Here is an 8,036-nt window from a genome sequence, read left to right as displayed (position 1 = left end):
ACGTGACGGTGCAGACAAGCGCCACGACAGGCCACGACTCGATCCGGCGACTGGGCTACCTCGACCTCGTGGCCGCGGATGCCGCTCAGGCCGTGGCCACCCTCACCCAACGCTACGGCTTCACTCCCGCAGGCGAGAGCGACAGCGCCCGCCGAGGTGAGGTGACCCACGTCCTCCGCCGAGGCAAGGCAGTGCTCCTGGTCAGCAGCGCCCAAGAACCCGGCGCCCACGCGGACACGTTCGTGGCGGAGCATGGATCCGGCGTGCGCGACATAGCGTTCCTCGTCCACGACGCCGACCGTGCCTGGAAGAAGGCGCTCGCCCATGGCGCCGTGCCGGGCAGCGACGGCAAGTTCCGTCATTCCATCAGCGTCTTCGGGGCGTACGAGCACACTTTCGTCGAGAGCCCGCTGTTCGAGGAGACGCCGCCGGGCGCCACGAAAGAGCGCCGCGGGCATGTGGACCACCTGGCGCTCGCCGTGCCGTACGGGAAGCTCGACGAATGGACCGACTTCTACGTCGAGGTGCTGTCGTTCGAAGTCCTCATGAAGGAGACGACCGACACGGGGCGGTCCAGTATGCGCAGCACGGTCGTCCGTGAGCCGGGTTCCGGCGTGACCTTCACTCTGGTCGAGCCAGGAGCAGCCGAGGGAGACGATCAGATCAGCGAATTCCTCCGCCGCAACGCAGGGCCCGGCATACAGCACATCGCTTTCGGGACCAGGGACATAGTCGCCAGTGTGGACGACTGGACCGGCAGGGGAGCGCGGTTCCTCGCCGTTCCGGGCCGCTATTACGACACCTTGTCGAGACGAGTTCCCGCCCTGCGGGCCGAGGTCGACCGTCTGCGGAGCCGCTCGATCCTCGCCGACAAGGACGAGAAGGGGGAACTGCTGCAGATCTTCACTGCACCGGTCTTCGAACGCCCCACGCTATTCTTCGAGCTGATCGAGCGGAGGAGGCAGAGCTCCGGATTCGGGGCGGGCAATATCAAAGCCCTCTTCCAGGCGGTCGAGGACGAACAGCAGAGGCGGAACCAGTGACGGCGTCCACCGAGAGGGCCGCCTCCCAGGCGGACGTCCTCTGGCTGACCCAGCTGCACGATGTCTCGCTCTCCCGAATGCTCTATGCCGTCACCCGGCTGGGGGTGCCCGACCTCCTGGGCCGCGGTGAGGACCACGAGGCAGCGGAACTTGCCGACCGGCTTGGGGTCGACGCCGACTCCCTGAACCGGATTCTGCGGGCACTGGCGGCAGCGGGAATCCTCGAGCGCACGGCCGGGACCCGGTATCGCAACACGCCCACCAGCCTGTTGCTGTGTACCAACGGCGGCCAACTGGCCGACGAGGTCCAGCTCCAGGCCGAGTACCTGGCGTTCGGCGACATCGAGGACGTGGTACGCACGGGGCGGCCAGCCATGGCGGAACAGGGCGGCTTCTACCAGACACTGGACCGCAACGAGGACTGGGCGAACACCTTCCGACGCGCCTGCCAGAGCCGTTCGGGGCGCACGTTCAGCGCCGTGCTGCGTTCCCATGACTGGGGGCGCAGCCGTCGGATCCTGGACATCGGCGGTGGCGTCGGTCATCACCTGGAGACGGTTCTAGTCGGCCACCCCGGCAAGACGGGCACACTGATAGACCGTGCGGCCGGGATCGCCCTGGCCCGTGAGCGCGAGTGGCAGCCCGGCGTACGCGACCGGGTCGAGTTCGCCGCCCTCGACTACATGGCGGATCCCATGCCGTCCGCCGACTCCGCTCTGCTGGTCAATGTCCTGCACAACCTTCCCGACCATCAGGTACGTGAACTGCTGGCCGGGCTGCGGCAACGCTCCGCATGCGACCGGCTGGTCATCGGTGAATACGTACTACCCGAGTCCGCCGACGAACCGCACCCGGGACTCTTCGCCGATGTGTGGATGCTTGTCCTGGTCGGAGGCCGTGAGCGCCGCCGGTCCGAATTCGAGAACCTGCTCTCCGAGGCCGGCTGGAAACTCGTCGTCACGCGCGAGGACCCGGTCACACGAGGAGCCTTGATGGATTGCACGAGAGCGGAATGAGCCTGTTGAAATACAACGGAGCGGGCGCCCTGAAGCACCGCGATTTCCGGCTGCTGCTGGCCGGGGACGCCGTCAGCCAGTTCGGCAGCGCGATGTTCCCCATCGCGCTCGTCGGCCTGGTGGCTGAGCCGCACGGACCCGCCATCCTCGGCCTGTTGCTGGGAGTGCAGGGGATCGTGGTCTCACTTCTCGGGCTGCCGGCCGGCGCACTGATCAACAGATACAAGAAGAAACATGTTCTGATCGTGGCCCATACGGGCGAGCTGTTGGTGGTGCTCGGCTATGCCACGAACCCGCACTCGGTGAGCACTCTCCTCGTCCTGGCGACACTGAGCGGGGTGTTCTCCTCGGCGGTTAGACCCGCGGCGGGTTCGTTGCTGCCACTGCTGTTGCCGGCCGAGCACCTCCAGCAGGCCAACGCACTCAAAGGCATAGCCAATCGCGGTGCCGGCATCGCCGGACCCGCTGTGGCGGGTCTCCTTCTCACCCTGACGAGCGCGTCGGTCGTCTTCGTCATAGACGCGATGACCTTCCTGATGGTCATCGCGGCGCTGGCAGTGATCAGGGAGAAGCGACTGCCCCGGGACGAGACGGGCCCCCGTCACTTCCTGGCCGATCTGAAGGAAGGGCTGGCGGAGGTACGCCGACGCCCTTGGGTGGTCGCGATCATCGCCATCGCCACGGTGCAGGCTCCCCTGACCATCGCGCCGGGCTTCACCCTGCTGCCGATCGTCGCCGCCGCCGACTACAGCCCTTCCACCTACGGCCTGGCCATGTCATGCATGGCGGTCGGAGAGGTCGTCGGCGGCCTGCTGGCGACCAAGTGGACGCCCCGCAGGCCAGGTCTGGTATCCCTGGTCGGCGTGATGCCCTATCCGCTCGTGCTGCTGGCCCTTGCCGCCACGGCGCCCGTCGGAATCATCTTCACCGGATACGTCTTGATCGGCATCGGCTTCATGCTCTTCGGCGTGTACTGGTACACGGCGCTGCAGCGCGACATCCCCCCGGACCGTCTCGGAGTGGTATTCAGTATCGACCAGGTAGGCAGCTTCGGGCTCCAGCCGGTCGGCTACGCCGTGTCCGGAGCACTGGCGAACATGGTCGGCGCGAAACCCGTCCTGGTGGGCGCCGGCCTGTTCGGAGTCCTCACCACATTGATCCCGCTCGCGGTCCCCGGAGTGCCACGACTGGCCGACCAACCCTCGTCCAAGGGGCAATCGAGTGAGCTTGGCGTTCAGACTTCGTAACACGGTCACTCGACTTTCGCCGTTCTGACTAGCCGTCAGGCAGGTCGCTCGCGCGGGTGATGTGTGGCCGTCGACCCGACCGGGAGGCAGGCAGCAGAGAAGCATCGGCGGTGCTTACACCGCCTCCCGAAGAAGGGGTCCGCCGATGCTTCCGGATGCGACCGTACCCGCGTCCCTGCTCGCCGTGCTGGGTTCTTTGCGCGGCTGTTTCACATATCCCGGCTTCTCCAACTTCGCCGCGCTGGTCACCGGCTTGATCGCGAACACCGGCCGGGGCACCGTCACCGGGATGCTGCTGGGCGCGAACTTGACCCGGCACTGGTCCCACGACCGTGCGCACTCCTTCTTCACCCGCGCGAGCTGGGATGCACAGACGCTCGGTGCGGCGCTGTCCCACCTGGTGGTGCGCCACCTGGTCCCGGACGGTGCCCCGCTGACGGTCGCGGTGGACGACACGCTGTTCAAGCGCCGGGGGAAGAAGGTCTTCGGCGCGTGCTGGCAGCACGACGGCTCCGCCACCGGCCGCGACGGCATCGGCCACGGCACCTGCTTCGTCGTCCTCGGCCTCATCGTGGATCTGCCGTTCCTCACCCGGCCTGTGTGCCTGCCCATCGCCGCCCGGCTGCACCGCCCGAAGCAGGGACCGACCAAGGTCGAGCTGGCCGCCTCCATGATCCGCTTCCTGGCCGCCTGCCACTACGCCCGACACATCGACGTCGTCGCCGATGCCGCCTACCACGGACGTGCACTGCGTGACCTGCCCGGCCACGTCACGCTCACCACCCGGCTGCCGGCCTCCGCCGTCCTCTACAACCTCGCCCCGCCGCCCACCGGCCGCCGCGGACGGCCCCGCCTGAAGGGCGAACGCCTGGGCACCCCCGCCGAGCTGGCCGCCACGGCGGCGTTCACCCCGCAGGCCGTCACCCGCTACGGCCGCACCGAGCAGGTGTACCTGGCCGAGACCGTATGCCTGTGGTACGGCTCGTTGTACACCCGCACTGTCCGTGTCGTCCTGCTACGGGACGACGACACCGACACCGGCTACGACCTGGCCCTGGTCACCACCGACCTGACCGCCAAGGGCACCGACCTGGTGACCCGTTATGCCGCGCGGTGGTCGATCGAGGTGACCTTCGCCGAGGCACGCGAGATGCTCGGCGTCGGTCAGGCACGCAGCCGCACCCGGACGGTGGTCGAGCGCACCGTGCCGTTCGGCCTGTACTGCTACACCCTCACCGTCATCTGGTACACGCTGCACGGCCACCACCCCCAGGACGCGGCCGAGCACCGGGCGCGGGCCCCGTGGTACACCACCAAGGCGCACCCGGCGTTCTCCGACATGGTCGCCAAGCTCCGCCGGACGATCATCGCGGCCCGATTTATGCCCATCGACGCCGGTCAGCCCACGGATACCGAAATCCGCACCGTCCAGGAAGCATGGGCCACAGCCAGCGCAGACTTGGCATGACGGTTGGTCAGAACGACGAAATTCGAGCGGTCATGGGAGGGCCTTTTTAGCCAGGCGTTTGAAGTGGTGCGCGAGCGAGAGGGTCGGCTCGACGACGTAGAGGGGCCTGCCGAGGCCCTTGGGGAAACTGCTGGTCATCCAACGGGCGATGCGTGAGCGATGCGTGAGCGGACGGTGCGGCACAAGGTGGATTCAGCGGCAGGCACCGACGAGCCCGCAAGTCGCTGATCAGGGGAAACAGGATCCAACGTGATGGCGCGGCACCAGCCGCCACGACCCCGCGAGCCCTCGTAATGCGTAGGTCTCGGGTTCGAATCCCGAAGGCGGCTCTGTGGTGAACCCCAGGTCAATCCTTTGACCTGGGGTTTCTTGTTTCCGTTGACTTGAGATTCGGGCAAATCAGGCACTTTCGGCCTGTGTGTCGCCAATGTGCCGGTCATGGGTTCGCTCTCCGGCGTGACGGCTCGTCAGAGCCGCCTCGCCGCTCCTCGGGGAGGAGAGGGGTTGCGGGCGTCTTGGATTCGGTAGGTGGGCCGGAGTGTGGCGCGGGTGACTGCGTTGGTGGCGGACGCGGTGACGGTGCAGCGCCTGCCGGGTTGGCTGGTGCTCGACGGTGAACCGCTCGTCGTGCTCTCGGTGGCCGATGACGAACGCTTCCGCTCCCGCCCGCTCGGCCGACGGCCCCGTGGAACGCTGCTGACGAGTGGGCGACTTGACCAGATAGGCGGTGGCAGACCGACGGCACACCGAAGCTCTTTGGCGTGAAGGCGACTTGGAAAGGGCGCCACACGCAACGGAGCTTCGTTGCGTGTGGTCGCTCCTTCATCCAGCCTTGTCACGCTCCCGTGCCGCACACAGGTCGCTGCGACATCGCCGTCGCCCCGTGTGCGGGTGTGGAGCCATGGGGTCAGATGCCCTGCGGAGCCGGCACTCCCTTGTGCTCGCCGAGGCCGGCGTCGCGTGCCACCACCACCGCCGTGGCCCGGTCGTGCACCTCCAGTTTGGTGAAAATCCGCGAGACGTAGTTGCGTACTGTCTTTTCGGCCAGGAAAAGTCGCCGGGCGATCTGCTGGTTGCCCAGTCCGCGCGCGAGTAATTCCAATATCTCCAGTTCCCGGCTGGTCAGATCGGAAAATTCCGTCAGGTCCGGTCCGCTCTGCATCTTGGAGAAGTACCGGCTGAGTCGGGAAGCGATGGTCGGACTGAATGTGGCGCCACCCTCGGCGACTATTCTAATGGCATGGAGCAGTTCCTCGGACGACCTGATTCGCGTGAGGTATCCATTGACGCCGACCCGTAGAGCGGCGACGATGACGTCGTCTTCATCCTGCTGTGACACCACGATTATCTTGGATCGCGACTTCTTGCGGTGATAGTGCGAGACGATCTGCTGTACGGTCTCGCAGATGGTCCTTTTCGAGGACGGCTCGCCGAGTATGACGACGTCCGGCTGTAACTCGGTGTCTTCGAGGCAGCGTATGACGTCGGAGCTTCCTACGGCCCGTCCCGTGAGGACGAATCTCTCGTCCTGCTCGATGATGGCTTCCAGTCCCGCAAAGGTAATCGGACTTTCGCTGATGACGAACAGGTTAGTTTTCATGGATAAACGCGACCCCCGTGTCTGGTTTCCATGTCGAACAAAGAGCGCAGGAGCAGCATGCCTTTGGCGACTGCAATGAATGGGAGGCGGTGCCATCATTCGTGGTCACATGAAATCAAGGGTGCTATTGCATACTCCTGGTGCCGAGTATGCGTAGATGATCGACGGGGATGCAAGGGCGCCTCTTAAATGGAAGGATGCGGTTCCGCTTAAGGGGCGATTGTCGGCCCAGAGGCACCATGTGGCCGGTGGCCCGCGCGCGGGAGCGTCGGCCGACGTGCCGGGAAGGGCTGTGGCCGGTTCAGTTCACGGTGTTCGGGCGCCCGCCGGATAAGGGTGACGTGGCGATTCAAAGTCACAGCGAACTCTCAGCAAGGGTGAATCCGTCTCGCCGTAGAGCGGTAATCACGCCATTGCGTTGGACACACCGTGAACCGACCGAATACGTTCAACGGCATGGGTGATCTCCCACGACGGCGCTTGATCATGCTCGACGTGTCGGCCGCACTCGGGTTCGCACTGCTCCCGCAGGTGACCGTGCTGCGGCCGGACCTCGCCGACGGGGTGAGCGGCAGCACCGTGTGGCTGCTCTCTCTGAGCACCGCGCTTCCGCTGGTCGTCCGACGGCTCTGGCCCGTGCCGGTCTTCGGGTTCGTCCTGGCCGCCACCTGCGTGGCGCTGGCCGTCGGCGTCGGACCGATCCCGTTTCTCGCCACCGCGTACGCCTTGTACGTGGTGGCCACGACGAGGCGACAACGGCCGGGGCTGTCCGCGGCCTTCATCACCGGCCTTTGCGCGGTGGGCGCCGTTCTGCTCACGGCGACGGGAGGACAGAGCTACCAGGGCGGGACCAGGGTCGTGCAGGTCCTGTTCGGGCTGCTCGTCCTCGGCGCCACCTGGGCGGCGGGATCGGCCGTCAGGGAACGGCGGGAGAGCACGAGGCGCGCTATCGAGCACGCTGCCGAGCAGGCGAAGGTCGAGGAGCGCCTCCGTATCGCCCGCGACATCCACGACGTCGTCACCCACAGCGTGGGCCTGATCGCGATCAAGGCAGGAGTCGCCAACCACGTTGTCGTCACCCACCCGGAGGAAGCACAAGAGGCCCTCAAGGTGATCGAGGACGTCAGCCGCAGAGCGTTGAGCGACATGCGGGCCACCATCAGAGTGCTGCGCCGGGAGCCGGACGGCGGCGCCCAGGACCTCCGGCCGGCGCTCGGGCTGTCGGACCTGCCCACCCTGGTCCGCACGGCCGAGGCGGCCGGCGTACGTGTCGACCTGCGGTCCATGTGTCCGGAGGAACCCCCGGACGGGGTCGCGCTGTCCGCGTTCCGGATCGTGCAGGAGGCGCTGACCAACGTCGTCAAGCATGCCGCGCCGACCGGTTGCCGGGTCCATCTCACGGCAGAGCAGGGCACGTTGACGATAGATGTCACGGACGACGGTCCGGGGGCGGGACACCGGCCGCCCGTGCCCGGCGGCGGAATGGGCCTCGTCGGGATGAAGGAACGGACCGCCGCGCACGGGGGCACGCTCAGCGCTGGGCCCGCCCCGGGCAGAGGTTTCCGGGTCCTGGCCACGCTGCCGTACTGACCCGGACTCATCCGCAGGTATGGGTTCGGCGCGCGAAGGCCGTCCGGCAGTCCAGCCCCGGGACCGATGCGG

Annotated in this window: 6 protein-coding genes; 5 read left to right on the top strand and 1 reads right to left on the bottom strand. The window is 66.9% G+C overall.

From position 1 onward, the window contains the following. Nucleotides 1-2 precede the first annotated feature (2 nt). From hppD to ACFU5F_RS23475, 4 genes are all read left to right on the top strand, one after another. On the top strand, nt 3-1,043 hold the full coding sequence (gene hppD, locus ACFU5F_RS23490; RefSeq protein WP_383890515.1) for a 4-hydroxyphenylpyruvate dioxygenase: 1,041 nt from the start codon (nt 3-5) through the stop codon (nt 1,041-1,043). Beyond that, nucleotides 1,040-2,059, top strand: coding sequence for a methyltransferase (locus ACFU5F_RS23485; RefSeq protein WP_383890513.1), 1,020 nt, complete (start codon nt 1,040-1,042; stop codon nt 2,057-2,059). The genes hppD and ACFU5F_RS23485 overlap by 4 nt, the downstream gene beginning before the upstream one ends. Next, nucleotides 2,056-3,306 (top strand): MFS transporter, encoded by a 1,251-nt coding sequence (locus ACFU5F_RS23480; protein ID WP_383890510.1) that lies wholly within the window; start codon nt 2,056-2,058, stop codon nt 3,304-3,306. The genes ACFU5F_RS23485 and ACFU5F_RS23480 overlap by 4 nt, the downstream gene beginning before the upstream one ends. A gap of 145 nt (nt 3,307-3,451) precedes the next feature. Then, nucleotides 3,452-4,774: a transposase gene (locus tag ACFU5F_RS23475; protein ID WP_383890507.1), complete on the top strand. Its 1,323-nt coding sequence runs from the start codon at nt 3,452-3,454 to the stop codon at nt 4,772-4,774. Between the two features lie 907 nt (nt 4,775-5,681). Here ACFU5F_RS23475 and ACFU5F_RS23470 read toward each other — a convergent pair. Further along, nucleotides 5,682-6,374, bottom strand: coding sequence for a LuxR C-terminal-related transcriptional regulator (locus tag ACFU5F_RS23470; RefSeq protein ID WP_383890504.1), 693 nt, complete (start codon nt 6,372-6,374; stop codon nt 5,682-5,684). 456 nt (nt 6,375-6,830) lie between these two features. Here ACFU5F_RS23470 and ACFU5F_RS23465 point away from each other — a divergent pair, with 456 nt between their 5' ends. After that, the gene (locus ACFU5F_RS23465; RefSeq protein ID WP_383890501.1) at nt 6,831-7,964 is read left to right on the top strand and encodes a sensor histidine kinase; all 1,134 of its coding nucleotides are present in this window, start codon (nt 6,831-6,833) and stop codon (nt 7,962-7,964) included. Nucleotides 7,965-8,036 lie beyond the last annotated feature (72 nt).

The organism is Streptomyces sp. NPDC057438 (genome assembly GCF_042802995.1).
Classification (GTDB): Bacteria; Actinomycetota; Actinomycetes; order Streptomycetales; family Streptomycetaceae; genus Streptomyces.
The sequence above is the reverse complement of the archived record's forward strand: the minus strand, read 5'-3'. Positions and strand labels throughout refer to the sequence as shown.